Below are 23,710 nucleotides of genomic sequence, written 5' to 3'. Positions count from 1 at the left end.
CTCGCCCCCGCACGGGGCGGGGGCGCCGTCGCGATGCGCCGCTGATGAGAGGGCCGGGCCTAGTCGTCGGTGTCCGTGGCCGCAAGGACCGACACCCGGGTGCCGGACGGATCGAGCACCGCGAGGCCCACGTCGGCCGTGTCGTGCCGGAACCACCGCGTGAACGCCATGAAGCGCAGCCACCGGCACCCGGCCGTGTACCGCACGGCGTCCAGGAACGGTGTGTCCGACGGCAGGCCAAGGAGGGCGTACAGCCCCTGCCAGGCGTGGAGCCGGGCGTAGGCGCCGTGGAGGGGGCGGCCGTTGACGCCGCCGACGGCCGCCGCCGAGTACAGCGCGTCGAGCGCGTCGTCCGCCGCCGTGACGCAGGCCGTCAGCCCGCCCGGGCCCACCTCCCCCGCCAGACAGTCGAGCGGCAGCTCCTGGAGGAAGGACATTCCGAAGTCGTCCCCGGCCAGCGGCTGCGGCAGCGTGAAGAACCGGACCTCCGGTTCGCACGCCCAGCCTCCGGCGGTGAACGGCCCGGCGGCCACCCGTGAACGTGCCGCATCCGGTACCTCGCGCGCGGTGCGCCCGGCGGCCGTTCCGCGCTCGGAGGCCGGGACCTCCGGAAAGCGCGCCCGCAGCTGCCCCGCCGACCGCACGGGCCCGACACCGCGCGTCCGCGCCCCGAAGCGGTGCTCGATGTCGAGCCGTGCCTCCGGGAGCCGGGCCAGCGGGTGTCCCTGCTCCCGCAGCCGCGCGGCGTACGCGCCGAGCGCGGGCCGCTCCGGCCACGGCACACCCATGAGCGACAGTTCGCCGAGGACGCAGGCCCGCAGCTCGGCCTCCGGGTCGGTGGCGCTGCGCGGGGGCTCGGCGAAGAGCGGTTCGAGTTGCGTCAGGGGCCGGCTTCTCGCCAGTTCGGTGGCGTGTGCCAGGAGGCGGTCCGGCCGGGTCCCGGGCGGGATGGTGTGGTCATCGCTCACACCGGGAGACTACGAGCCGAGCCCCAGAGCCCCCGACCTCTCACTCCTCGTGCTTCGCGCGGCTCGGCTGGACGCGTTTCGGCTCGCCGGGCATCTTCGGGTACTCCGGGGGGTACGGCAGGTCGCCGAGGCCGTGGTCGTGTTCGTCCTTGGTGGCCAGTTCCAGGAGCGCTTCGAGCGAGTGGGACCGGTCGTCCATGCCCGCGTGGAGGTCTCCGACCTCGGCGAAGCGGCCCGGCATGGTGGCGAGGTCGAAGTCCTCGGGGCGGGCGTCCTCGACCTCGTCCCACCGCAGGGGCGCCGACACGGGGGCGTGCGGGCGGGCGCGCAGCGAGTAGGCGGAGGCGATGGTGCGGTCCCGCGCCGTCTGGTTGTAGTCCACGAAGATCCGCTGCCCCCGCTCCTCCTTCCACCAGGCCGTCGTGACCGCGTCCGGCATCCGCCGTTCCAGTTCCCGGCCGCAGGCGATCGCGGCCCTGCGCACCTGGGTGAAGGTCCAGCGCGGCTCGATGGGCACGAAGACGTGCAGGCCGCGCCCGCCCGACGTCTTGGGCCAGCCGACCAGGCCACCGAACTCGTCGAGGACCGCCCTCAGTTCGTGGGCGGCCCGTACCGCGTCCGTGTAGTCGGTGCCGGGCTGCGGGTCGAGGTCGATGCGGAGCTCGTCGGGGTGGTCGAGGTTGTCGCCGCGTACCGGCCAGGGGTGGAAGGTGAGGGCGTTGTACTGGGCGGCCCAGATGACGGCGGCCACCTCGGTGGGGCACATCTCGTCGGCGGTGCGGCCGCTGGGGAAGGCGATGGTGGCGGTGGGGATCCAGTCGGGGTGGTTCTTCGGGACGCGCTTCTGGTAGAAGAACTCACCGGCCGCCCCTTCCGGGTAGCGCTGGAGGGTCGTGGGGCGGTTCCGGAGCGCGCGGAGGATGCCGGGGCCCACGGCCACGAAGTACTCGGCCACGTCCAGCTTGGTGAACCCACGCTCGGGAAACACCACCCGGTCCGGGCTGGACAGCCGCACCGTCCGCTCCCCCGTGTCGATCTCCACGGCCGCGCTCTTGCCCTTGGCTGCACCCATGCGAGCCACGCTAAGCGTAACGGACATTCCCCGCACACCGGGCGGTAAGCGATATTCCGGAGCAGAATCGGACCATGGATCTGCCGGTGATGCCGCCCGTGAAGCCCATGCTCGCCAAACCCGTGAAGAAGATTCCGCCGGGCATGCAGTACGAGGCCAAGTGGGACGGGTTCCGCTCGATCGTGTTCCGGGACGGTGCCGGGATCGAGCTCGGCAGCCGTACCGGCAAGTCCCTGACCCGCTACTTTCCCGAGCTGGTGACGGCCCTGCGGGAGCGGCTGCCCGAGCGGTGCGTGGTGGACGGCGAGATCGTGATCGCCCGGGACGGCCACCTCGACTTCGACGCGCTCACGGAGCGTATCCACCCCGCCGCCTCGCGCGTGGCGACGCTGGCCGAGCGCACGCCCGCCTCGTTCGTGGCGTTCGACCTCCTCGCCCTGGGGGACGAGGCGCTGCTCGACGCTCCCCTGACCGACCGGCGCGCCCTGCTGGTGAAGGCGCTGGCCGGCGTCACGGCGCCCGTCCATCTGGCGCCCGCGACCACGGACCCCGAGGTGGCCGAGGTGTGGTTCGAGCAGTTCGAGGGCGCGGGCCTCGACGGTGTAATCGCCAAACCGCTCGACCTGCGCTACCGCCAGAACGAACGCCTCATGTTCAAGATCAAGCACGAGCGCACGGCGGACTGCGTGGTCGCGGGCTACCGCTTCCACAAGAGCGGGCCCGTCGTCGGCTCGCTGCTCCTCGGGCTGTACGACGACGGGGGCGCCCTGCAGCACGTGGGCGTGTGTGCGGCCTTCTCGATGAAGCGCAGGGCCGAACTCGTCGAGGAGCTTGAGCCGCTGCGGATGGAGTCCGCCGCCGGGCATCCGTGGGCGTCCTGGACGGACGAGGCCGCGCACGAGACGGCCCGCATGCCCGGTGCCCCGAGCCGCTGGTCGGGCAAGAAGGACCTCTCCTGGATGCCGCTGCGCCCCGAGCTCGTCTGCGAGGTGGCGTACGACCACATGGAGGGCGGGCGGCGCTTCCGCCACACGGCCGCGTTCCGCAGGTGGCGCGCGGACCGGACCCCGGAGAGCTGTACGTACGCGCAACTGGAGGAGCCGGTGCGGTACGACCTCGCGGACGCGCTGGGGACCACCACCGGCTGACCCCACCCGCTGGCGCTTATCGCACCCGTCGGCCACCCCCCTTCACCGCATCCGTTGCCGAGCGCCTCACGAACCACCGCAATCACGCCATTGTTCGGTTCGGCACCCGGGTAGCTTCCGCCCCCTGGGTCGTGACCGTATGCTCCTGCGCCTGACACGTCAGTTACCGACGGTAAGGGGGGCGGGGCATGGGTCACAGCGGTGCCGAGGGAAGCACGCGGCGGGGGTTCGTCGCGGGAGCCGCGGCGGTGGGCGGGGCGGCCGCGCTGGGAGTGGCAGCGGGGGCGTCGCCCGCGGCGGCCGCGCCCGGCGCGACGCCGACAGCGGCCGCGCGGGATGCCGCGCGGGCGGGGCAGTCGGTGGCCGTGCTCGGCGGTGGCGTCGCCGGGCTCACGGCCGCGCACGAGCTGGCCGAGCGCGGCTTCGCCGTCACGGTCTACGAGCGCAGGGAGCTGGGCGGCAAGGCCCGCAGCATGGACGTGCCGGGCAGCGCGAAGGGCAACCGCAAGCCGCTGCCCGGTGAGCACGGTTTCCGGTTCATCCCGGGCATTTACCACAACCTGCCGGACACGATGCGCCGCATCCCGTTCCCCGGGAACGCGAACGGCGTGTGGGACAACCTGATCGCGCCCCGCGAGATGTCGTTCGCGCGCACCGGCCGCGAGGACATCAGGATGCCGATCCCGTGGCCGGGCAGCGAGCCGGAGAAGCTCACCCTGGACGACATCCGGCGGGCGCTCACCGCGCTGCTCGACACCGCGTTCAACCTGCCGGCCCACGAGGCCGCGTACTTCGTGAACCGCGCCCTGGTCTTCTTCACGAGCTGCGACGAACGCCGTGACGACGACTGGGAGTCGACGCCCTGGTGGGACTTCACCCGCGCCGAGCGCATGTCCAAGGACTACCAGCGCATCCTCGTGATCGGCGTGACCCGCAACATCGTGGCGACGAAGGCCGAGGAGGCGAGCACCCGCACCGTCGGCACGCTCGGCGAGGCGTTCGTCCTCAACGCGCTCGGCCAGGGCGCGGACGGCCCGCCCGACCGCATCCTGAACGCGCCGACGAACGAGGCGTGGATCGACCCGTGGGTCACTCATCTCAAGTCGCTGGGCGTGGAGTTCCGCATCGGCTGGACCGTGCGCGAGCTGGCGTTCGGCGGCGGCCGCATCACGAAGACGGTCGTCGAGGACCCCGACGGCGTACGGCGTGACATCACCGCCGACCACTACGTGCAGGCCATGCCCGTGGAGCACGCGCGCCGGACGTGGAGCAGGGAGCTGAAGGCGGCCGACCCGCAGTTGGCGCGCTGCGACAAGCTGGAGACGGACTGGATGACGGGCATCCAGTTCTATCTGACCGAGCGCCCGCCCGTCGTGAAGGGCCACTTCAACCTCATCGACTCGCCCTGGTCGCTGACCGGCATCGCCCAGGCGGGCCACTGGCCCGAGCGCGACTTCCCCGCCGACTACGGAGACGGCGTCGCGGTCGACTGCCTCTCGGTGGACATCTCCGAATGGGACAAGCCCGGAATCCTGTACGGCAAGACGGCCAAGCAGTGCACCCGCGACGAGGTCGCCAAGGAGGTGTGGGCGCAGCTCAAGGGCGCCCTCAACGACACCGGGAAGACGGTCCTCAGCGACAGCAAGCTCCACTCGTGGTTCCTCGACCCTGGCGTCGACGGCCTGGGCACGCCGAACCCCACCAACGAGGACCAGCTCCTCATCCATCCGGTGGGTACGTTCCACAACCGCCCGTCGGCCGCCACGAAGATCCCGAACCTCTTCCTCTCCGGCGACTACGTCTCCGTAGACATCGATTTGGCGACCATGGAGGGCGCCAACGCCTCGGCCCGCCAGGCGGTCAACGCCCTCCTGAAGCAGATCGGTTCGGACCAGAAGCCGTGCACGGTGCGGCCGCTGCACCGCGTCCCGGCGATCGAGGCCCTCAAGCGCCACGACCGCACCCGCTACCGGCTCGGGCTGCCGAACGCCCTCGATCTCGGCTGACGCGCTGCGACCGGGCGCGTTCGGGGTAGGACTCCCGCATGACACGGCGGACGCGGGCAGGGACGCGGGCACGGACACGGAGCAGGGCCGGGGCGGCGGTGGCGATCGCACTCGCCGCCCTGGTGTCCGGTTGCACGATCGAGGGGGCGGACGGAAAGGCCTCCGGGTCGGGCGGTGGCGGCGGCAGCGTGCTCGCCGTGAAGGTCGACAACGTACGCCCTGCGCGGCCGCAGACCGGTCTGGACGCCGCGGACGTCGTGTACGTCGAGCAGGTGGAGGCGGGCCTCACCCGTCTGATGGCGGTGTACGCGTCGCGGCTGCCGCCCGCCGTCGGTCCCGTGCGCAGCGCGCGCGAGACGGATCTCGAACTGCTGCGGCAGTTCGACCGGCCCGCGCTCGCGTACTCCGGAGCGCAGTCCAGGCTCCAGCCGCTGATCGCCGGCGCGCCGGTGCGGGCGCTGTCGCCGGGCAAGGCACCGGACGGCGCGTACTACCGGGGCGGTGCGAAGCCCGCGCCGCACAACCTCTTCGTACGCCCGGACGCCCTGAAGGCGGACCTTCGCGCGGACGCCCTGGCCGACGCGGGGTTCCGGTTCGGGCCACGTCCGCGGGGCGGCACACCGCAGACGCGGCGGACGGTCGGCTTCCCCGCGGCGCGCTTCACCTTCGACTGGGTGGAGTACGAGGGGCGCTGGCGCGTCGCGATGGACGGGGAGCGGGCGCGGACGTCCGGCGGCAAGGAGCTGAGCCCCTCGACGGTCGTCGTGCAGTACGTGAAGGTACGGCCGTCCCGCTTCCACGACCGCTCCGGCAGCGTCTCGCCGTTCACCGAGACGGTCGGCGAGGGCTCCGCGAGCGTGCTGCGGGACGGGCGCGCCTACGAGGCGCGGTGGAAGCGGCCGACGGCCGGGGCCGGCACGGAGTTCACGACGGCCGACGGCCGGCGGCTGCCGTTCGCGAAGGGGCAGGTGTGGGTGGTGTACGCGAAGGCGTGAGCGGGGCCGGGGAGCGCAGCTCCTCCGCCGCGTCCGCGACGCGCTGGATCAGGTCGAGGAAGACGGAGCGCTCTTCGGCGGAGAGCGGGGCGAGCAGGACCTGGTTCATCCGGGCCGCCCGCACGGTCAGTGCGCGGTGCGTGCGCCGGCCCTCGTCGGTGAGGCGCAGCAGGTAACGCCGGGCGTCCTGCGGGTCGCGCACCTTGTCGAGCAGCTCTCGGCGGATCAGCCGGGCGACGACCTCCGCGATCGTGGACCGGTCGAGGCCCACCCGCTCCCCCACGGTGCGCTGGTCGAGGCCGGGTTCGGCGACGAGGGCGTTGAGCACGGCGAACTGCGGTGAGGTGATCTCCTCGGACACCATCGTGTTCCACAGCAGGTGGTGCGCCTGCTGCAGCCGCCGGGCCAGGTGCCCGGGGTGGGTGGCAAGGTCCACCGCGGCCATGGGGTCCTCCGTGTCACGTCATCTCTCCCGACGTATTTCATCGGTGCACTGAACAATACCTGCCTTGCGCTCCGAACAAGCCAGCTCTTGTGCGGCAGTTCGAGTCCCCCTATCCTCGCCGCAATAGTCAGTGCCCTGATTAATTCGGATGGAAGAGAGGGGCCGCGCGGATGGACAAGGTGGTGGCCACGGCTGCCGAGGCCGTGGCGGACGTCCCGGACGGGGCGTCGCTCGCGGTCGGCGGCTTCGGGCTGAGCGGCGTGCCCGCCGAGCTGATACGCGCGCTGCACGCGTCCGGGGTCTCCGGCCTGCGGGTCGTGTCCAACAACTGCGGCGCCATGGACTCGGGCCTCGCGGTACTCCTGGCGGCGGGCCGCATCGCTCGGGTGACCGGGTCCTACATAGGCGCCAACAAGGAGTTCGCCCGGCAGTACCTGGGCGGCGAACTGGAGGTCGAGATGATCCCGCAGGGCACGCTCGCCGAGCGGCTGCGGGCGGGCGGCGCGGGCATCCCCGCGTTCTACACCCCGGCCGGAGTGGGCACGCAGGTCGCCGACGGCGGGCTCCCCTGGCGCTACGACGGCGAGGGCGGGGTCGCGCTCGCGTCCCCGGCCAAGGAGGTGCGGGAGTTCGACGGGACCGCCCATGTCCTCGAACACGGCATCCGCACCGACTTCGCGCTGGTCCGCGCGGCGAAGGGCGACCGGCACGGCAACCTCGTGTTCAGCAGGTCGGCCCGCAATTTCAACCCGCTCGCGGCGATGGCCGGACGCGTGACCGTCGCGGAGGTCGAGGAACTGGTGGAGGTGGGCGGGATCGAACCGGACGCGGTACATCTGCCGGGGATCTTCGTGCAACGGGTGGTGGCGCTCACCCCGGAGCAGGCGGCGGACAAGCGGATCGAGAAGCGGACGGTGGCCGGCTGATGGCCTGGACCCGTGAGGAGATGGCCGCCCGCGCCGCGCGCGAGCTCAGGGACGGCCAGTACGTGAACCTCGGCATCGGACTGCCCACGCTGATCCCCAACCACCTCCCGCCCGGTGTCGAAGTCGTCCTGGAGTCGGAGAACGGCATCCTCGGAGTGGGCCCCTATCCCAACGAGGCGGAGGTCGACCCCGATCTGATCAACGCGGGCAAGGAGACCGTGACCGTGCTGCCCGGCGCCTCCTTCTTCGACTCGGCGCTCTCCTTCGGGATGATCCGCGGCGGTCACATCGACGTGGCCGTGCTGGGCGCGATGCAGGTCTCCGCGCGCGGGGACCTCGCCAACTGGGCGATCCCCGGCAAGCTGATCACGGGCATCGGCGGGGCGATGGACCTCGTGCACGGCGCCCGCACGGTCGTCGTCGTCATGACGCACACCGCCAAGGACGGCTCTCCGAAGATCCTCGACGAGTGCGCGCTGCCGCTCACCGGCAAGCGCTGCGTCGACCGGATCATCACCGACCTCGGCGTACTGGAAGTGACCGCCCACGGTCTCGACCTTGTCGAGACGGCGCCGGGCGTCACCGCCGACGAGATCGCCTCGAAGACCGCGGCGGAGATCCACGTCCCGGACAGCCTGCGCGTACGGAGCCGCCACATATGACTCTCACCACCGGACCGCTGCCGGACGGGCTCAGCCAGGACGCGATGGACGCCGAGGTCGCGCAAGCACAGGTGTCCGCGCCGCCCGGCGCGCACCATCCGCCCCGCGACTACCCGCCGTACCGCAGCACCCATCTGCGGCACCCGAAACAGCCGTTGATCCCGCTGCGCGACCCGGAGGCCGTGGAGCTGAGCGGTCCCGCGTTCGGCGTCACCGACGTCTCCGCGCTGGACAGCGATCTCACGCGACAGCACGCGGGCGAGCCGCTCGGCGAGCGCATCACCGTGAGCGGGCGGGTCCTCGACCGCCGGGGGCGGCCCGTACGCGGCCAGCTGGTCGAGCTGTGGCAGGCCAACGCGTCGGGCCGGTACGCCCACCAACTGGACCGGCACCCCGCGCCCCTCGACCCGAACTTCACGGGCTTCGGCCGCTGTCTGACCGATGACGACGGCGCGTACTCCTTCACGACCGTCAAGCCGGGCGCCTATCCGTGGCGCAACCACACCAACGCCTGGCGTCCGGCGCACCTCCACTTCTCGCTCTTCGGCACGGCGTTCGCCCAGCGCCTGGTGACGCAGATGTACTTCCCCGGCGACCCGCTCCTGCCGTACGACCCGGTGCTGAACTCGGTGACCGACGAATCGGCGCGGCGGCGCCTCGTCTGCGCGTACGACCACGGCCTTTCCGTCCCCGAGTGGTCGCTGGGCCACCGCTGGGACATCGTCCTGGACGGCCCGTCCGCGACGCTCTTCGAGGAGGACGACGACCACTGATGCGTGCACCCACCCCCTCCCAGACCGTGGGCCCCTTCTACGGATACGCGCTGCCGTTCCCGCGCGGCGGCGACGTGGCGCCCTCCGGGGACGCGGAGACCATCACCCTGCACGGGTACGTGTTCGACGGCGCAGGACAGCCCGTCCCCGACGCCCTGATAGAGACCTGGCAGCCCGCGCCGGACGGCTCACGCGCGGGCGTGCCGGGGTCGCTGCGGCACGACCCCGTCACGGGGCGGGTCGTGGGGCGCGACGGTGTCGCGTTCACCGGGTTCGGTCGGGTACCGACCGACGCCGACGGGCACTGGGCCGTGCGGACGCTGCCGCCGGGCGGCGTCTCGTACATCTCGCTCGCCGTCTTCGCACGCGGTCTGCTGCACCATCTGTACACGCGCGCGTACCTGGTGGACGAGCCCGGTGACGCGCTGCTCGGCTCCCTCGCGGCCGAGCGCCGGGGCACGCTGGTCGCCCGGGGCGAGGGCCCGCGCACGTACCGGTTCGACATCCGGCTTCAGGGGCCGGGCGAAACGGTCTTTCTGGAGTTCCCGGCGTGCCCTGAGGACTCGTCAGCCCCGGCAGTCCCGGCAGCCTCGGAAGCCCCGGAGGTGTCCTCGTGACCGGCCTGTTCTCTCCGGGGTGGGTGGGCTGCCCCGCCGCCGACGCGACCTCCGACCGCTCCTTCCTGGAAGCGCTGTTGACCGTCGAGGCGGCCCTGACGCGCGCGCAGGCGGCGGTGGGCCTCGCGCCCCCGGAGGCGGCGACAGCGGTCACGGAAGCGGCCGCGGACGTCGGCCGATTCGACGTGCGGGACCTCGCTCTGCGCGCGCGGGACGGCGGCAACCCGGTGATCCCGCTGGTGGCGGACCTGACGGCGGCGGTGTCCGCGGAGGCGGCGCCCTACGTCCATCGGGGCGCGACGAGCCAGGACATCCTGGACACGGCCCTGATGCTGCTGTCCGCCCGCACGCTTGACCTGATCCTCGCGGACCTGTCCCGCACGGAACAGGCACTGGCCCGCCTCGCCTCCGAACACCGCGACACAGCGATGCCGGCCCGCACGCTCACCCAGCACGCGGTGCCGACGACCTTCGGTCTGAAGGCGGCGGGGTGGCGCTCCCTCACTCTGGACGCCCGGGACCGGGCGGAGGCCGTGCGCGGGAGCCTGCCGGTCCAGCTGGGAGGGGCGGCGGGCACGTTGGCGTCGCTCCGTGCGTACATGACTCAGGCGGACAGGGCCTCGGGGGCGTCGCCGATTCCGGGCCCGGAAACTGTCGTGGCGGCATTCGCCGCAGAACTGAGCCTGTCCGCACCTCTGTTGCCCTGGCACAGTCTCCGTACGCCCGTCGCCGATCTCGCCTCCGTGCTCGCCTTCACCGCGGGTGCCCTCGGCAAGGTGGCGGCCGACGTCCTCAACCTCTCCCGTACCGAGATCGCGGAGGTCTCCGAGGGGGCGGGCGGCGGCTCGTCCGCCATGCCGCACAAGAGCAACCCCGTGCGCGCCACGCTGATCGCCGCCGCCGCGCGGCGCGCGCCCGGTCTCGCCGCGACCCTGTACGGCTCGCTGGCGGCCGAGGACGAGCGGCCCGCGGGGGCCTGGCACGCCGAGTGGGAGACCCTCCGTGATCTGTTGCGGCTGGCCGGCGGCGCGGCCCGGGACGCGGCGGAGCTCGTTGCAGGGCTGCGGGTGCGTCCGGAGGCGATGCGTGACCATCTCGGCCTCACCGGTGGGCTGATCGTCTCCGAGCGGCTGGTCGTCGAGCTCACGCCGTCGCTCGGCGCGGCGCGCGCGAAGGAGGTACTGACCGGGGCGGCGAGGCGCGCCCGCACCGAGGGCAGAACGCTCGCGGAGACCTTGGCCGACGACCCCGCCCTCGCTGACGTCGACCTCACTGAGCTCACCGACCCCACCCACTACACCGGTTCCGCCGGTGACCTCACCGACCGTGCCCTGGAGCGACGTTGACCGACGAACCGCGCGGCAGGAGCAAGCTGCCGCTGCCGCACCACACCGTCGAGGGGGCCGCGACCGCGCCGCCGCTCCTCCTCGGCCCGTCCCTGGGCACCTCCACGGCCCTGTGGGACGCCGTCGCCCCCGAACTCTCCACCACCCACCGGGTCGTACGCTGGGACCTGCCGGGCCACGGCCGGTCGCCCGCCGACCTGATCGGCCCCGGCGCGACGGTCGCCGACCTCGCCGGGCTCGTCCTCGCGCTCGCCGACTCCCTCGACATCGACCGCTTCGCGTACGCCGGGGTCTCGCTGGGCGGCGCCGTGGGGCTCCATCTCGCGGCCCGGCACCCCGAACGGGTGACCGGCCTCGCCGTGATCTGCTCGTCGGCGCATTTCGGCGGCGCCGAACTGTGGCGGGAGCGGGCCGCGCTGGCGCGCCGCGAGGGCCTGGCAGGGCTCGCGGAGTCGGCGCCGGGGCGCTGGTTCACGCCGGGGTTCACGGTGCCGGGCCTCCTGGCGGACCTCAGGGCGGCCGATCCGGGCGCGTACGCTGCGTGCTGCGACGCCCTGGCCACGTACGACATGCGGGACGCGCTGGCGTCGATCGTCGCGCCCACGCTGGTCGTCGCCGGGCGCGCGGACCCGGCGACTCCGCCCGCCCACGCGCGAGAGATCGCCGACGCCGTCCCCGGCGCCTCCCTGACGGAGCTCGCGAACGCCTCCCACCTGGCCCCGGCGGAACGCCCCGAGGCCGTCTCGGCGGCCCTGCGCGCCCACTTCACGGGCCCGCCGCCGAACGGCACGGCGGTGCGGCGCGCCGTACTCGGCGACGCACACGTGGACCGCGCGCAGGCGCGCACGACACCCTTCACGGCACGCTTCCAGGACTTCATCTCCCGCTACGCGTGGGGCGAGATCTGGACCGACCCGACGCTCGCCCGGCGCGAGCGCAGCATGATCACCCTGACCGCACTGGTCGCCCACGGCCACCTCGACGAACTGGCCATGCACGTACGCGCCGCCCGCGGCATCGGCCTGACACCCGAGGAAATCGGCGCGGTCCTGCTGCAGACGGCGGTGTACTGCGGGGTTCCGGCAGCCAACGCGGCCTTCGCGGTGGCCGAACGGGTGCTCGCTGAGGAGGCGGCCGGGGGTCGGGAGGGCGAGGGAGGGTGAGGTGTGCCGCGTGGGGCCGTGGGGCCGGGTGGCGCGACGGCACCGGGGCCCGGGCCGGCCGGGGCGCCGCCGGGTCCGCGAACGCGGCCAACGCTGCCTTCGCGGTCACCGCGCAGGCCCTCGCCGAGGACATCGGGGGCACCCCGCAAGCGCGACGGAGGGTGGCTCCCTGGGGCCGGGCGGGGCGCCGCCCGGTCCGCGGTCGCCGAGCAGGTGCTCGCTGAAACCGGAGGGCGCAAGCACAACGGAGGATGACGGGTGAAGCGGCCGCGGGCGCGGGCGTCGGACGCCGCCCGGGGCCGTGGGGCCGCGCGTGCCACGACGGCACCGGATCCCCCGCCGGCCGGAACGCCGCCACGGCCGTGAACGCGGCCAACTCGGCGTTCGCGATCGCCGAGCGGGTCCTCGCCGAGGAAACCGAGGGGCGAGAGCGCGACGGAGGGTGACGCCGTGGGGCCACGCGCCACGACGTCCTTGGGCCCCATACACCGGCCGGGCACCGCCGGGTCCGAGAGCGGGGCCAACGCGGCGTTCACGGTCGCCGAGCAGGTCCTCGCCGACGTAACCGGAGGGCCCAAGCACGACGGGAGAGTGACGCGCGCCGACCGGCCCCCCCCCCCCCCCTGGGCCCCGCACCACGACTGCACCGGAGCCCGCCCCGGCCGGGGGCGCCACCGCGTCCGCCAACGCGAGGTCCGACGGAGGGGGCTCCGTAGGGTCGGACAGCGCCGCGTCAGCGGGATCCGTGCACCGGGCGGGGTGGTGTAGCGGCCGCGAGTAGCTTCAGTGTTGTCTCGCCTGCCTCCGTCGGGGTCCAGCGGGCGCCCTTGTCCGCGGTGGGGCCCGGGTGCCAGCCCTCCATGACCGTGATGCGGCCCGCCTCGGTTTCGAAGACGCGGCCCGTGACGCCGGCTGAGGCGGGTGAGCCCAGCCAGACGACGAGCGGGGAGACGTTCTCCGGAGCCATCGTGTCGAAGCCGCCGTCCTCGGGGGCCGCCATCGTGTCGGCGAAGGTCTGTTCGGTCATGCGGGTCCGGGCGGCGGGTGCGATGGCGTTCACGCGCACTCCGTAGGAGGCCAGTTCGGCGGCGGCGACCAGGGTGAGGCCGAGGATGCCCGCCTTGGCGGCGCTGTAGTTGCCCTGTCCCACGCTGCCCGACAGGCCCGCTCCGGAGCTGGTGTTGACCACGCACGCGTGCGGAGTCCGGCCGGCCTTCGCCTCGGCTCGCCAGTGCGCGCCCGCGTGCTTCAGCGGCAGGAAGTGCCCCTTGAGGTGCACGCGCAGCACGGCGTCCCAGTCGTCCTCCTCAAGGTTGACCAGCATCCGGTCCCGGAGGAAGCCCGCGTTGTTGACGAGGGTGTCGAGGCGCCCGTACGTGTCGAGGGCGGCCCGCACCAACGAGGCGGCGCCCTTGGACGTCGCGATGTCGCCACCGTGCGCGACTGCCTCGCCGCCCGCCGCGCGGATCTCCTCGACGACGTCGTGGGCGGGCCCGCCGGAAGCCCCGGAGCCGTCGGGGCCCACACCGAGGTCGTTGACCACGACCCGGGCGCCTTCGGCCGCGTACGCGCGTGCGTGCGCCCTGCCGAGGCCCCGGCCCGCACCCGTGACGATCACGACGCGGCCTTCGCAGATCCCGTCGGGCTTGGCAGTTGACGTCATGTCGGGACTCCTCGCTTTGTACGGCCGGTTACGGGGCGCGTTCAGTGGTTGACGGGCGCCGCGTCCAGGAACGCGGGGCGTTCGCCTCCGCCGTGCAGCCGGAGCGCGGCCCCGCTGATGTACCTGGCGCGGTCGGAGGCCAGGAAGACGCAGGCGTCGCCGACGTCGGAGGGGTCCGCGAGGCGGCCCAGCGGGACGGTGCGGGCGACCCGGGCGACGCCCTCGTCGTCTCCGTAGTGCAGTGCGGCGCTCTCGGTGCGGGCGAGGCCCAGGACGACCGTGTTGACGCGGACGGCCGGCGCCCACTCGACGGCCATGGTCCCCGCGAGATTCTCCAGGCCCGCCTTCGCGGCACCGTACGCACCGCTACCGGGCGAGGGCCGGGTCCCGCTGACGCTGCCGATCATCGTGATGCTGCCGCCGGTCTCCTGACCACGCATCACGTCGTACGCGGCGAGCGACGCGTACAGAGGAGCGAGGAGATTCAGCTCGACGATCTTGGCCTGGCGGGCCGGAGCGGTATCGGAAAGCAGTCCGAACGGTGTGCCGCCCGCGTTGTTCACGAGGGCGTCCACCGCCCCGTGGGCCGCGGCGACCTCCGCGAAGAAGGCGGTGGCCGCCGCCGCGTCGCGCAGGTCGAGCGGCCAGAACTCGGCGGTGGCGCCCGCCGCTTCGACGGGCTCCTCCGGCGGCCTGCGGGCACAGACGACGACCCGGGCGTCGGCGGCGAGGAAGCTGCGGGCGATTCCGGCACCGACGCCGCGGGTGCCGCCGGTCACGACGACCACCTGTCGAGTGTCAGTCATCGCTGCTACCTTTCCAACTAACAAATGTTTGGTTGAAGGCGTGTGGGTTGAAAGGTAGCGGATCGTCTGATGTCTGTCTCCACCTCCGCCCCGGACAAGGGCGTCACCGTCGTCACCGTCGACCACCCACCCGTCAACGCCCTTCCGGTGCGCGGTTGGTACGACCTGGCGGACGCCGTGCGCGCCGCCGGCCGCGCCCCCGAGACCCGCTGCGTCGTCCTGACCGCCGAGGGCCGGGGGTTCAACGCGGGCGTGGACATCAAGGAGATGCAGCGCGACCCCGGCCACACCGCACTGATAGGCGCCAACCGCGGCTGCTACGAGGCGTTTTCCGCGGTGTACGAGTGCGAGGTGCCCGTCGTCGCTGCCGTGCACGGCTTCTGCCTGGGAGGCGGCATAGGCCTCGTGGGGAACGCGGACGCGATCGTGGCGAGCGACGACGCCACCTTCGGCCTGCCCGAGCTGGACCGGGGCGCGCTCGGCGCGGCCACGCACCTGGCCCGCCTCGTCCCGCAGCACCTGATGCGCGCCCTGTACTACACCTCACGGACCGCGACGGCAGCCGAGCTGCACGCGCACGGCTCCGTGTGGCAGGTCGTGCCCCGCGCGGACCTGCACGATGCCGCGCTGGAGTTGGCCCGGGAGATCGCCCGCAAGGACGGCACGCTGCTCCGCCTCGCCAAGGCCGCGATCAACGGAATCGACCCCGTGGACGTGCACCGCAGCTACCGCTTCGAGCAGGGCTTCACCTTCGAGGCGAACCTCAGCGGCCTGGCCGACCGCATCCGTGACGACTTCGGCACGCGAGAAGAGGGCAAGTCATGAGCGGCAGGGCCGACAAGACCGACGGGACCCACAGGACCGACAAAAGGATGACGCCCGACGAGATCGTGGGGCGGCTGGCCAGTGGCATGACGCTCGGCATCGGCGGCTGGGGCTCGCGCCGCAAGCCGATGGCACTGGTCCGCGCGCTGCTGCGGTCCGACGTCACGGACCTGACCGTCGTGTCGTACGGCGGCCCGGACATCGGCCTGCTCGCCGCGGCCGGCCGCATCCGCAAGCTCGTCACGGCCTTCACGACACTCGACTCGATCCCCCTGGAGCCGCACTTCCGCGCGGCACGCGAGCGCGCCGCATTCGAACTCACCGAGCTGGACGAGGCGATGTTCATGCAGGGCCTCACCGCGGGCGCCCAGCGACTGCCGTTCCTGCCGATCCGCGCGGGACTCGGCTCGGACGTCCTTCGGGTCAACCCCCAGCTGCGGACGGTCACTTCGCCGTACGAGGACGGGGAGGAGCTCGTCGCCGTGCCCGCCCTGCGGATGGACGCGGCCCTGGTCCACATGAACCGCGCCGACCGCTTCGGCAACGGCCAGTACCTCGGCCCCGACCCCTACTTCGACGACCTCTTCTGCGAGGCCTCCGACACCGCGTACGTCTCGTGCGAGCGGATCGTCGACTCCGCCGAGCTCACCGCGCACGCCGCACCCCAGACGATGCTGGTCTCCCGGCACTCGGTGACGGGCGTGACCGAGACGCCCAAGGGTGCGCACTTCACGTCCTGCGTGCCCGACTACGGCCGCGACGAGCCCTTCCAGAAGGCGTACGCCACCGCGGCGGCCGACCCGGAAGCCTGGCAGGCCTTCCGTAGCCGCTTCCTCACCGGGACCGAGCAGGACTATCAACTGGCCGTCCAGGCCTGGCACAAGGAGCAGCGATGACACGGAAGGGGCCGACCACCACCGGGGCGCCCGGGCGCACCGCCACCCGTGCCGAGTACTGCGTGATCGCCTGCGCCGAGGCCTGGCGGGACGACGGCGAGATCCTCGCCTCCCCCATGGGCACGGTCCCGTCGGTCGCGGCCCGCCTCGCCAGGCTGACCTTCTCCCCCGACCTGCTGCTCACGGACGGCGAGGCCCTGCTCATCGGCGACGTCCCCGCTGTCGGCTCCGCGTCGGCGGTGGCCGAGGGCTGGCTGCCGTACCGCAGGCATCTGACCATGGTGATGGGCGGCCGGCGGCACGTGATGATGGGCGCGAGCCAGCTCGACCGCTTCGGCAACCAGAACATCTCGTGCATCGGCGCCTGGGAGCGCCCGAAGCGCCAGCTCCTGGGCGTGCGCGGCGCACCGGTCAACACGCTGAACAACCCGGTGAGTTACTGGATCCCGCGGCACTCGGCCCGGGTGTTCGTGGAGAGGGTCGACATGATCAGCGGGGTCGGGTACGACAGCGCGGCCGCCGCCGGGACCTCCGCGACCCGCTTCCACGAGCTGCGCCGGGTCGTATCGAATCTCGGCGTCTTCGACTTCCTGACCCCGGATCACCGGATGCGGCTGGTGTCCCTGCACCCGGGCGTGACTTTGGACGAGGTGCGTGAAGCCACCGGGTTCACCCTGGCCGTGCCGGACGACGACGTTCCGTACACCCGCGAGCCGACCGCCGAGGAGCTGCGGCTGATCCGTGACGTCGTGGACCCGGGCGGCCTGCGTGACCGCGAGGTGCGCCCGTGACACCGGAGCCGCCACTCGTGACCCCCAGGCTGACGACACCACTCACCGAGCTGGTCGGCGTCCGGCACCCGATCGTCCAGACCGGTATGGGGTGGGTGGCGGGTCCCCGCTTGGTCTCCGCAACCGCGAACGCCGGGGCGCTCGGCATCCTGGCCTCCGCGACCATGACGGTCGAGCAGCTCCGGGCGGCCGTGCGCGAGGTCAAGTCCCGTACACCCGCGCCCTTCGGGGTGAACCTGCGGGCGGACGCAGGCGACGCCAGGGACCGGGTCCGGATCATCATCGACGAAGGGGTGCGCGTCGCGTCCTTCGCGCTCGCGCCGTCCAGAGAGCTGATCGCCGAGCTCAAGGACGCCGGTGTGGTGGTGATCCCCTCGATCGGCGCGCGACGGCACGCCGAGAAGGTCGCCGCCTGGGGCGCGGACGCGGTGCTCGTGCAGGGCGGCGAGGGCGGTGGGCACACCGGCGAGGTCGCCACCACCGTGCTGCTCCCGCAGGTCGTCGACGCGGTGGACATTCCCGTGGTCGCGGCCGGCGGTTTCTACGACGGCCGCGGCCTGGTGGCCGCCCTTGCCTACGGAGCCGTGGGCGTCGCCATGGGCACCCGCTTCCTGCTCACCTCTGACTCGACGGTGCCGGACGCGGTCAAGGCCCGCTATCTGGCCGCCTCCGTCAAGGACGTCACGGTCACCACGCGCGTGGACGGCCTCCCGCACCGCATGCTGCGCACGGAGCTGGTGGCGGGCCTCGAGCGGTCCGGCCGCCTCGCCTCCCTCGCCCGCGCGGTGCGGCACGCGGCGGCGTTCCGGAAGGTGTCCGGCCTCGGCTGGGCCCGGCTCGCCCGCGACGGCCTCGCGATGAAGCACGGCAAGGACCTCACCTGGAGCCAGGTCCTCCTCGCCGCGAACACGCCCATGATGCTCAGATCGGCGATGGTGGACGGCCGCCCGGAGCTGGGCGTGATGGCTTCGGGCCAGGTGGCGGGCCTGATAGACGACCTGCCCTCGTGCGCGGAGCTGGTGGCACGGCTCATGCGGGAGGCGGACGAGGTGATGGACGCGTTGCGCGGTCGCAGCGGACCGGAATCAGGACCGCCCGGCGACTGAGGACCGGGGACCCAGGTGGTCCAGGGCCCGGTCGGCGAGACCGTCCGCCCCGCAGGTCCGCGCCAGGGTCAGCCCGTGTTCCAGCTCCACCGCGGAGCCCGCCGCGATCCCGTACTCGACGCGGGCGACCGCGTGTTCGTACGCGCAGGGCGAAGCCTCCAGGTAGGTGACAGCCTGGCGGTACAGCGCGACGGAGCGCGGTCCGCTCTCCAGGGCCGCCGCACACCGCAGCGCCTCACCGATCGCGGTGTCCGTTCCGAACCGCTCGGCCTGCATCCGGGCGTCCGAGACGAGGTGCGCCGCCCGCTTGGGGTCCTCGTCGGCCAGGGCGCGAGCGAGGTCGTACGCCCATGGGGCGAGGACGGTGTTGTACTGGCCGCGGGCCGTCAGCGCCTTCGCCGTGGCCTCCAGTTCGTTGAGCCCCTCCTCCGTGCGCCCGAGGGCAAGCAGAAGACGTCCGCGCACGGACGGCGCGTCGGGGACGTAGATCGTGGAGGCGGAGGGCGGCGCGAAGCCGTACCGGCCGGCGATCTCACCGGCCTCGTCGATGTGTCCGCGCGCCAGGAGCGTGTCGATGAGCATGCTGGCGGCCTCCCAGTGCATGGGCAGGCCCTGGCCGACGCGGTCGGCCAGGCGCAGGCTCTCGCGCAGCGAGCGCTCGGCGTCGGTCAGCCGTCCGCGCCTGCGGTACACGTACCCGAGGAAGGCGTGGGCGAGGGCCAGGTGTCCGCCGCTCCAGCCCGCGGTCTCGTAGGCGCGCACGGCCTCGGTGAACAGGCTCTCCGCGCGGTCGAGACGGTCCGAGAAGGCGTACGACCCGCCGAGCATCAGTCGGAGCTCGAAGCTCCACTCCGTGTCGGTCCAGCCGAGTCCGGGCGCGAGGCGGCCGTTGACGAGGGCGCGGTCGCAGAGCTCGACGACCAGTTCCGCGCTCTCGCCGCGGGTCATGGCGTCGAAGGCACGCAGGATCAGCAGGGCGCGCTCGGAGTTGTCGCGGCCGGTGAGAGGGCCGGCGAGGGCGGCGAGCCGTCGCGAGCGTCCGGGCGAGTCCTGCTCGCCCGCGTGGATGCCCTCCCACATGTAGTGCACGGCTTGCAGGCGGAGCCTCGCGGGCCCTTCTTCGAGCCTGGCGGCCTCGTCGGCGATGGCCCGCAGGCCTTCCTCCAGCTGGTCGTTGTGGACGTAGGCCTGGGAGAGACGGCAGACCGCGTCGACGCGCAGCTCCCGGTCGAGGCCGCGCATCGAGAGGGCTTCGCGCAGATGGCGGATGGTGGTGGCGGGCGACGTGAGCATGGTGGCGCAGCCGAGTTCGTAGAGCACGCGCGCGTGGATCTCGGGCAGGGGCGGCTCGCGCAGGGCCCGCTCCAGGCAGCGGCGGGCCGCGTCGGGCGCGCCGACGGCGAGGTGCTCCGCGGCGGCCTCGCGCAGCTGCTCGACGACCTCGGGGTCGTCGTCCGGGTGGACTTCCAGGAGGTGCCGGGACGCGGCGGCCGCGCCACGGCCGGAGAGGGTGACGACGGAGGCGGCCTGGCCGTGCATCGCGGTGCGGGTGGCCGCCGGGATGGAGTGGTAGACCGTGCCGGCGATCAGGGGGTGGACGAACTCCAGGCCGTCGTCGCCGTCGGTCAGGATGCGCGCGGCGCACAGCCGCTCCGCGCAGCGTTCGGCGTTGTCGGGCATCATGCCGGCGAGCTGGGCGGCCAGGTCGAGGGAGATGGCGCTGCCGAGGATGGCGGCGGCCCAGGCGAAGCGGGTGGCGTCGGTGCCGAGTCCTTCGAGGCGGGCGACGAGGCCGCGGCCGCGGGCGGTGCGGTTGAGGGCGCGCAGTTCGTCGGCGGAGCTCTCCACCGGTTCCAGCTCGCTGTCCTGCACCTTGGCGAGGAGTTCGACGGATTCGTACGGATTGCCGCCGGTGACCGCCCAGACCTCGCGGCAGAACGGGGCGTCGGCGTGCTCGCCGAGCGTCGCGCGGGTCAGGCCGGCCGCGGCGTCCGGTGTGAGGGCGCGCAGCGTGCTGAAGGAGCGGGCCTCGGCGGCGACCGTCGCCAGGTGGCGGGCGCTGTCGCCGGTGGCCTCGCCGGGCCTGCGGGCGACCACGACGAGGACGGGCAGTTCGTCCAGGCGCTGGGCGAAGGTGGCCAGCCAGTGCAGTGTTTCCTGGTCGGCCCAGTGCGCGTCGTCGATGAGGAGGACGAGCGGCCAGTGCAGTCGGGAGAGCCGGGAGACCGCTTCGACGAGGCCGTCGCAGACGCCCTGCGGGTCGGCCTGGGGTCCGCCGGGCTCGGCTATGCCGAGGGCGGGTCCCGCGATGTCGTAGCAGTCGCCGAAGTACTCGCGGGCCTCGTCGTCGCTGAGCTGGACGAGCGCGGGCTGCAGCAGTTGCCGTACGACGTTGAAGGGGACGGAGGTGACCGTCTCGCCGCCGCGTGCGGACCAGACCGTGGCGCGGCCCTCGGCCATGCGGCGCACTTCGGCGAGGAGCGCGGTCTTGCCGATGCCGGCCTCTCCGCAGAAGGCGAGCAGGCCGCCCGTGGTCGTCGCGTCGGCGCAGAGCTCCTCGACGGCCTGGGCCACCGCGGCGAGTTCGTCGTCGCGCTCCCACAGCGGGGCCCAGGCGGCTCCTCCGGGCCGTCCCTGCGTCATCGCGCTACCTCCCGGGGTCGCTCAATCGACGTACAGAAGTCGAGACTAGCCGGGTCGGGGCCGCTGTGGAGCGCGGTCGGGGCAGGTACTCCCGCAAGGGGTGAGGATCAGGGCGTCCCGGAGACGGCCGGTGTACACCGGCGGGCCGTCAGAGGCGTTCGATGATGGTCACGTTGGCCTGGCCGCCGCCCTCGCACATCGTCTGGAGGCCGAATCGGCCGCCGGTGCGCTCCAGTTCGTGCAGGAGGGTCGTCATGAGCTTGACGCCGGTCGCGCCGAGGGGGTGGCCGAGTGCGATCGCACCGCCGTTGACGTTGACTTTCTCCGGGTCGGCGCCGGTCTCCTTCAGCCAGGCGAGGACGACGGGCGCGAACGCTTCGTTGATCTCGACGAGGTCGATGCCGGCGATGCCCATGCCGGTCTTCTTGAGGGCGTGTGCGGTGGCGGGGATGGGGGCGGAGAGCATCCGGATGGGGTCCTCGCCGCGCACGGAGAGGTGGTGGACGCGGGCGCGGGGCGTCAACCCGTGTTCCCTTACGGCCCGTTCGCTCGCGATGAGGAGGGCGGCGGCTCCGTCGGACACCTGGGAGGAGCAGGCCGCGGTGATCGTGCCGTCGTCGAGGACGGGCTTGAGGGCGGCCATCTTTTCCAGCGTCGTGTCGCGCCGCGGTCCCTCGTCCGTGGTGACTTCTCCCTGGGCGACGATTTCGCGGTCGAAGCGGCCCTCATCGATGGCGCGGACCGCCCGCCGGTGCGAGCGGAGCGCGAACTCCTCCATGTCGCGGCGGGATATGCCCCATTTCTCGGCGATCAGCTGGGCGCCGTGGAACTGGTTCACGGGCCGGTCTCCGTAGCGAACGCGCCAGCCTTCGCTGCCCGCGTACGGGCCTTCGGTGAGGCCGAGGGGTTCGGCGGCCTGCCGGGAGGCGAAGGCGATGGGGATCATCGACATGTTCTGTGTGCCGCCCGCGACGACGAGGTCCTGGGTGCCGGACAGGACGCCCTGGGCCGCGAAGTGGACGGCCTGCTGGGACGATCCGCACTGCCGGTCGATCGTCACGCCGGGGACCTCTTCGGGGAGTCCGGCCGCCAGCCAGCTGGTGCGGGCGATGTCGCCGGCCTGCGGTCCGACCGTGTCCACGCAGCCGAAGACGACGTCGTCGACGGCGGCGGGGTCGATGCCGGTGCGCTCGACGAGCGCCTTGAGGACGTGGGCGCCCAGGTCGGCGGGGTGGACGCGGGAGAGTCCTCCCTTGCGCCTGCCGACGGGGGTGCGGACCGCTTCGACGATGTAGGCCTCGGCCATGACTGCGTACTCCTCGGTCGGGGGGCGCCGTGCGTCGACGCGCCGCTTACGTACGTACGGAGATGCCGTCCAGGACCATCGACAGGTACTGGCGGGCGATCTCCTCGGGTCTGTGGCCGCCGCCGGGGCGGTACCAGGACGCGGCGACCCAGACGGTGTCGCGCACGAAGCGGTAGGCGAGCCGGATGTCCAGGTCGGCGCGGAAGACGCCTTCCGCGACGCCTCGCTCCAGCGTCGTCAGCCAGGCCTTCTCGAAGCGCTGCTGCGAGTCCGACAGGTACTGGAAGCGCTCCTGGGCGACCAGGTGTCTGGCCTCCTTCTGGTAGATGGCGACGGCGGAGCGGTGCCGGTCGATCTCCCGGAAGGACTCGGTGACGAGGGCTTCGAGTGTCGCTCGGGGGTCGAGCTGGGCCTGGAGGACGGTGTCGTACCCGTCCCACAGCTCGGTGAGGAAGGTGCGGAGGATCTCTTCGAGCATCGACTCCTTGGAGTCGAAGTGATAGTAGAGGCTGCCGGCGAGCATGCCCGCGGAGTCGGCGATCTTGCGGACCGTGGTCGCGTTGTACCCCTGCTCGGCGAAGACGTCGGCGGCGATGCCGAGGAGTTCGCGGCGGCGCTCGGGCGAGGGGCTCACCTGGGGCTTCTTCTTGCCGGTGGCCGGCTGGTCACTGGTGCTCTGCTTCTGTTTCGACACACGGTCATTCTCCGCCTAGGCGTGCCGGCTGCTGACCGAGACGGTCTCCCCCGTCATGTACGAGGAGTAGCCACAGGCCAGGAACACGATGACGTTGGCTATCTCCCAGGGCTCCGCGTGCCTGCCGAACGCCTCGCGTGCGGTGAGCTCTTCCAGGAGCTCGGGCGAGGTGACCTTCGCGAGGTGGGGGTGGAGGGCGAGGCTCGGCGCGACCGCGTTGACCCGGATGCCGTGAGGGGCGGCTTCGAGGGCGGCGCACCGGGTGAGGGCCATGACGCCCGCCTTCGCCGCTGCGTAGTGCGCCTGTCCTGCCTGGGCGCGCCAGCCGAGCACGGACGCGTTGTTCACGAGAACGCCGCCCCGGCCGGCGGCCCGCAGGCGGCGCAGGGCGGCCCGGGTGGAGCGGAAAGTGCCGGTCAAGGTGACGTCGACGACCTTGTCCCACTGCTCGTCGGTCATCTCGGTGAGCTCCGCGGTGCCGCCGAGTCCGGCGTTGTTCACCACGATGTCGAGGTGGTCGTGGCGCCGCTCCGCCAGGTCGAACAGCGCCTGGATCTGCCCTTCGTCGGTGACGTCGCACGGGATGCCGTCGACCCGGTCGGCGCCGAACTCCTCGGCGAGCGACGCCACCGCCTCCTTGGTGCGGCGCGGATGGGCGTCCCCTATGACGATGCGCGCGCCCTCCTCCAGGAAGCGGCGCGCGGTGGCGCCGCCGATGCCGGCTCCGGCGGCCGCCGTGATCACGGCGGTGCGGCCCGCGAGCAGGTCGTGCGCGGGCACATAGGCGGGTGCGTCCATGGGCGGTGGCCCCCCGGTTCCGGATTCAGGCTCTCGACGGTCGGACTGCTCCTAGGCTAAT

At 72.9% G+C, this 23,710-nt stretch carries 23 protein-coding genes; 14 read left to right on the top strand and 9 right to left on the bottom strand.

Translation table 11 applies throughout. The features are described from left to right. Positions 1-59 precede the first annotated feature (59 nt). Together ACZ56E_RS00780 and ligD are read right to left on the bottom strand one after the other, a co-directional pair. The gene (locus ACZ56E_RS00780; protein WP_471209341.1) at positions 60-968 is read right to left on the bottom strand and encodes a DUF6183 family protein; all 909 of its coding nucleotides are present in this window, start codon (positions 966-968) and stop codon (positions 60-62) included. A gap of 40 nt (positions 969-1,008) precedes the next feature. Then, complete coding sequence (gene ligD, locus ACZ56E_RS00775; RefSeq protein ID WP_468557809.1) at positions 1,009-2,040, bottom strand: non-homologous end-joining DNA ligase; 1,032 nt, start codon at positions 2,038-2,040, stop codon at positions 1,009-1,011. Between the two features lie 74 nt (positions 2,041-2,114). Between ligD and ACZ56E_RS00770 the strand changes: the two genes are divergently transcribed. The 3 genes from ACZ56E_RS00770 to ACZ56E_RS00760 all read left to right on the top strand — a co-directional run bounded on the left by ACZ56E_RS00770 (position 2,115) and on the right by ACZ56E_RS00760 (position 6,189). Beyond that, on the top strand, positions 2,115-3,188 hold the full coding sequence (locus tag ACZ56E_RS00770; protein WP_471209338.1) for an ATP-dependent DNA ligase: 1,074 nt from the start codon (positions 2,115-2,117) through the stop codon (positions 3,186-3,188). Positions 3,189-3,376: 188 nt separating this feature from the next. Beyond that, positions 3,377-5,194: a hydroxysqualene dehydroxylase gene (locus ACZ56E_RS00765; RefSeq protein ID WP_471209335.1), complete on the top strand. Its 1,818-nt coding sequence runs from the start codon at positions 3,377-3,379 to the stop codon at positions 5,192-5,194. Between the two features lie 38 nt (positions 5,195-5,232). Further along, positions 5,233-6,189 carry a DUF3048 domain-containing protein gene (locus ACZ56E_RS00760; RefSeq protein ID WP_471209332.1) on the top strand — a complete coding sequence of 319 codons (957 nt, stop codon included), beginning with the start codon at positions 5,233-5,235 and terminating at the stop codon, positions 6,187-6,189. Here the strand turns inward: ACZ56E_RS00760 and ACZ56E_RS00755 are convergent. Beyond that, complete coding sequence (locus tag ACZ56E_RS00755) at positions 6,119-6,634, bottom strand: MarR family winged helix-turn-helix transcriptional regulator (RefSeq protein ID WP_471209329.1); 516 nt, start codon at positions 6,632-6,634, stop codon at positions 6,119-6,121. The genes ACZ56E_RS00760 and ACZ56E_RS00755 overlap by 71 nt on opposite strands. A 170-nt stretch (positions 6,635-6,804) precedes the next feature. On the opposite strand from ACZ56E_RS00755, the gene ACZ56E_RS00750 reads away from it, so the two are divergent. The 7 genes from ACZ56E_RS00750 to ACZ56E_RS00720 all read left to right on the top strand — a co-directional run bounded on the left by ACZ56E_RS00750 (position 6,805) and on the right by ACZ56E_RS00720 (position 12,567). Further along, the gene (locus ACZ56E_RS00750; protein WP_468603638.1) at positions 6,805-7,560 is read left to right on the top strand and encodes a CoA transferase subunit A; all 756 of its coding nucleotides are present in this window, start codon (positions 6,805-6,807) and stop codon (positions 7,558-7,560) included. Further along, a complete protein-coding gene (locus ACZ56E_RS00745) occupies positions 7,560-8,222 on the top strand; it encodes a CoA transferase subunit B (protein ID WP_471209326.1) in 663 nt (220 codons plus the stop codon). The genes ACZ56E_RS00750 and ACZ56E_RS00745 overlap by 1 nt, the downstream gene beginning before the upstream one ends. Continuing rightward, positions 8,219-8,995 carry a protocatechuate 3,4-dioxygenase subunit beta gene (pcaH, locus tag ACZ56E_RS00740; RefSeq protein WP_471209323.1) on the top strand — a complete coding sequence of 259 codons (777 nt, stop codon included), beginning with the start codon at positions 8,219-8,221 and terminating at the stop codon, positions 8,993-8,995. The genes ACZ56E_RS00745 and pcaH overlap by 4 nt, the downstream gene beginning before the upstream one ends. Then, on the top strand, positions 8,995-9,612 hold the full coding sequence (pcaG, locus tag ACZ56E_RS00735; RefSeq protein ID WP_471209320.1) for a protocatechuate 3,4-dioxygenase subunit alpha: 618 nt from the start codon (positions 8,995-8,997) through the stop codon (positions 9,610-9,612). Before pcaH ends, pcaG begins: the two co-directional genes overlap by 1 nt. Next, entirely contained in the window at positions 9,609-10,958 is a 1,350-nt protein-coding gene (gene pcaB / locus ACZ56E_RS00730; protein ID WP_471209318.1) for a 3-carboxy-cis,cis-muconate cycloisomerase, read from the top strand. Before pcaG ends, pcaB begins: the two co-directional genes overlap by 4 nt. Beyond that, positions 10,955-12,121 (top strand): bifunctional 3-oxoadipate enol-lactonase/4-carboxymuconolactone decarboxylase PcaDC, encoded by a 1,167-nt coding sequence (gene pcaDC / locus ACZ56E_RS00725; protein WP_471209315.1) that lies wholly within the window; start codon positions 10,955-10,957, stop codon positions 12,119-12,121. The genes pcaB and pcaDC overlap by 4 nt, the downstream gene beginning before the upstream one ends. Positions 12,122-12,372: 251 nt before the next feature. Further along, on the top strand, positions 12,373-12,567 hold the full coding sequence (locus ACZ56E_RS00720) for a hypothetical protein (RefSeq protein ID WP_471209312.1): 195 nt from the start codon (positions 12,373-12,375) through the stop codon (positions 12,565-12,567). Positions 12,568-12,854: 287 nt separating this feature from the next. On the opposite strand, the gene ACZ56E_RS00715 is transcribed toward ACZ56E_RS00720, so the two are convergent. Beyond that, positions 12,855-13,784, bottom strand: a complete 930-nt coding sequence (locus ACZ56E_RS00715) for an SDR family oxidoreductase (RefSeq protein ID WP_471209309.1) — start codon at positions 13,782-13,784, stop codon at positions 12,855-12,857. Between the two features lie 41 nt (positions 13,785-13,825). Beyond that, positions 13,826-14,590 carry an SDR family oxidoreductase gene (locus tag ACZ56E_RS00710; protein ID WP_471209306.1) on the bottom strand — a complete coding sequence of 255 codons (765 nt, stop codon included), beginning with the start codon at positions 14,588-14,590 and terminating at the stop codon, positions 13,826-13,828. 69 nt (positions 14,591-14,659) lie between these two features. Here ACZ56E_RS00710 and ACZ56E_RS00705 point away from each other — a divergent pair, with 69 nt between their 5' ends. From ACZ56E_RS00705 to ACZ56E_RS00690, 4 genes are read left to right on the top strand one after another with little or no spacing between them, the layout of a single operon-like run. Next, the gene (locus tag ACZ56E_RS00705) at positions 14,660-15,415 is read left to right on the top strand and encodes an enoyl-CoA hydratase family protein (protein ID WP_471209304.1); all 756 of its coding nucleotides are present in this window, start codon (positions 14,660-14,662) and stop codon (positions 15,413-15,415) included. Next, positions 15,412-16,311, top strand: a complete 900-nt coding sequence (locus ACZ56E_RS00700; RefSeq protein WP_471209302.1) for a CoA transferase subunit A — start codon at positions 15,412-15,414, stop codon at positions 16,309-16,311. Before ACZ56E_RS00705 ends, ACZ56E_RS00700 begins: the two co-directional genes overlap by 4 nt. Beyond that, the gene (locus ACZ56E_RS00695) at positions 16,308-17,102 is read left to right on the top strand and encodes a CoA-transferase subunit beta (protein ID WP_471209300.1); all 795 of its coding nucleotides are present in this window, start codon (positions 16,308-16,310) and stop codon (positions 17,100-17,102) included. The genes ACZ56E_RS00700 and ACZ56E_RS00695 overlap by 4 nt, the downstream gene beginning before the upstream one ends. Before the next feature lie 29 nt (positions 17,103-17,131). After that, the gene (locus ACZ56E_RS00690; protein WP_471211454.1) at positions 17,132-18,208 is read left to right on the top strand and encodes an NAD(P)H-dependent flavin oxidoreductase; all 1,077 of its coding nucleotides are present in this window, start codon (positions 17,132-17,134) and stop codon (positions 18,206-18,208) included. Here ACZ56E_RS00690 and ACZ56E_RS00685 read toward each other — a convergent pair. From ACZ56E_RS00685 to ACZ56E_RS00670, 4 genes are all read right to left on the bottom strand, one after another. Beyond that, complete coding sequence (locus ACZ56E_RS00685; RefSeq protein WP_471209298.1) at positions 18,188-20,851, bottom strand: ATP-binding protein; 2,664 nt, start codon at positions 20,849-20,851, stop codon at positions 18,188-18,190. The two genes, ACZ56E_RS00690 and ACZ56E_RS00685, sit on opposite strands and share 21 nt — an antisense overlap. A 148-nt stretch (positions 20,852-20,999) precedes the next feature. Beyond that, entirely contained in the window at positions 21,000-22,157 is a 1,158-nt protein-coding gene (locus ACZ56E_RS00680) for an acetyl-CoA C-acetyltransferase (RefSeq protein WP_471209295.1), read from the bottom strand. A gap of 46 nt (positions 22,158-22,203) precedes the next feature. Then, positions 22,204-22,851, bottom strand: coding sequence for a TetR/AcrR family transcriptional regulator (locus ACZ56E_RS00675; protein WP_471209293.1), 648 nt, complete (start codon positions 22,849-22,851; stop codon positions 22,204-22,206). A gap of 15 nt (positions 22,852-22,866) precedes the next feature. Next, positions 22,867-23,649: an SDR family oxidoreductase gene (locus ACZ56E_RS00670; RefSeq protein ID WP_471209291.1), complete on the bottom strand. Its 783-nt coding sequence runs from the start codon at positions 23,647-23,649 to the stop codon at positions 22,867-22,869. Between the last annotated feature and the right edge of the window lie 61 nt (positions 23,650-23,710).

This window comes from Streptomyces sp. NPDC039480 (assembly GCF_055597165.1).
Note: the sequence above shows the minus strand (reverse complement) of the source record. Positions and strands in the feature narration are given on the sequence as shown.

What these genes read in the sequence shown, in the direction of transcription:
- ligD (WP_468557809.1), bottom strand. Translation starts at nt 2,040, where the DNA reads ATGGGTGCAGCCAAGGGCAAGAGCGCGGCCGTGGAGATCGACACGGGG.
- ACZ56E_RS00770 (WP_471209338.1), top strand. Translation starts at nt 2,115, where the DNA reads ATGGATCTGCCGGTGATGCCGCCCGTGAAGCCCATGCTCGCCAAACCC.
- ACZ56E_RS00765 (WP_471209335.1), top strand. Translation starts at nt 3,377, where the DNA reads ATGGGTCACAGCGGTGCCGAGGGAAGCACGCGGCGGGGGTTCGTCGCG.
- ACZ56E_RS00760 (WP_471209332.1), top strand. Translation starts at nt 5,233, where the DNA reads ATGACACGGCGGACGCGGGCAGGGACGCGGGCACGGACACGGAGCAGG.
- ACZ56E_RS00755 (WP_471209329.1), bottom strand. Translation starts at nt 6,634, where the DNA reads ATGGCCGCGGTGGACCTTGCCACCCACCCCGGGCACCTGGCCCGGCGG.
- ACZ56E_RS00750 (WP_468603638.1), top strand. Translation starts at nt 6,805, where the DNA reads ATGGACAAGGTGGTGGCCACGGCTGCCGAGGCCGTGGCGGACGTCCCG.
- ACZ56E_RS00745 (WP_471209326.1), top strand. Translation starts at nt 7,560, where the DNA reads ATGGCCTGGACCCGTGAGGAGATGGCCGCCCGCGCCGCGCGCGAGCTC.
- pcaH (WP_471209323.1), top strand. Translation starts at nt 8,219, where the DNA reads ATGACTCTCACCACCGGACCGCTGCCGGACGGGCTCAGCCAGGACGCG.
- pcaG (WP_471209320.1), top strand. Translation starts at nt 8,995, where the DNA reads ATGCGTGCACCCACCCCCTCCCAGACCGTGGGCCCCTTCTACGGATAC.
- ACZ56E_RS00720 (WP_471209312.1), top strand. Translation starts at nt 12,373, where the DNA reads ATGACGGGTGAAGCGGCCGCGGGCGCGGGCGTCGGACGCCGCCCGGGG.
- ACZ56E_RS00715 (WP_471209309.1), bottom strand. Translation starts at nt 13,784, where the DNA reads ATGACGTCAACTGCCAAGCCCGACGGGATCTGCGAAGGCCGCGTCGTG.
- ACZ56E_RS00710 (WP_471209306.1), bottom strand. Translation starts at nt 14,590, where the DNA reads ATGACTGACACTCGACAGGTGGTCGTCGTGACCGGCGGCACCCGCGGC.
- ACZ56E_RS00705 (WP_471209304.1), top strand. Translation starts at nt 14,660, where the DNA reads ATGTCTGTCTCCACCTCCGCCCCGGACAAGGGCGTCACCGTCGTCACC.
- ACZ56E_RS00700 (WP_471209302.1), top strand. Translation starts at nt 15,412, where the DNA reads ATGAGCGGCAGGGCCGACAAGACCGACGGGACCCACAGGACCGACAAA.
- ACZ56E_RS00695 (WP_471209300.1), top strand. Translation starts at nt 16,308, where the DNA reads ATGACACGGAAGGGGCCGACCACCACCGGGGCGCCCGGGCGCACCGCC.
- ACZ56E_RS00685 (WP_471209298.1), bottom strand. Translation starts at nt 20,851, where the DNA reads ATGACGCAGGGACGGCCCGGAGGAGCCGCCTGGGCCCCGCTGTGGGAG.
- ACZ56E_RS00680 (WP_471209295.1), bottom strand. Translation starts at nt 22,157, where the DNA reads ATGGCCGAGGCCTACATCGTCGAAGCGGTCCGCACCCCCGTCGGCAGG.
- ACZ56E_RS00670 (WP_471209291.1), bottom strand. Translation starts at nt 23,649, where the DNA reads ATGGACGCACCCGCCTATGTGCCCGCGCACGACCTGCTCGCGGGCCGC.